Here is a 229-nt window from a genome sequence, read left to right on the forward strand (position 1 = left end):
GGCATATTGACCGACATTGGCATAGATTTGCGCGAGAAGATGATGGGCGGAAAAGTTGCGAGAATCTTCTTTTAATAAGGCTTGCAGTTGATGAATTGCCTCATCATAATTCTTTTGTTCGTAAGCTGTTTCTGCTGCTGTTAATAATGGTTTGAGATCTAGCTCTTTAGAAGTCTCATTATGCGTTTTAGCAGTTTTAGGCTTCGACACGGGAGAAGAAACCTTTTTC

1 protein-coding gene is annotated in these 229 nt (G+C 40.2%); it reads right to left on the reverse strand.

Annotated features, from left to right (window positions below; all coding sequences use genetic code 11):
- Positions 1–210, reverse strand: a 210-nt coding sequence (locus R0J87_RS25505) for a tetratricopeptide repeat protein (RefSeq protein ID WP_498889806.1), incomplete at its 3' end; no start/stop codon positions are given.
- Positions 211–229: the final 19 nt, after the last annotated feature.

Origin of the sequence: Halomonas sp. SIMBA_159, from assembly GCF_046536035.1 — a bacterium.
In the GTDB taxonomy this organism is placed as follows: domain Bacteria; phylum Pseudomonadota; class Gammaproteobacteria; order Pseudomonadales; family Halomonadaceae; genus Vreelandella; species Vreelandella venusta_A.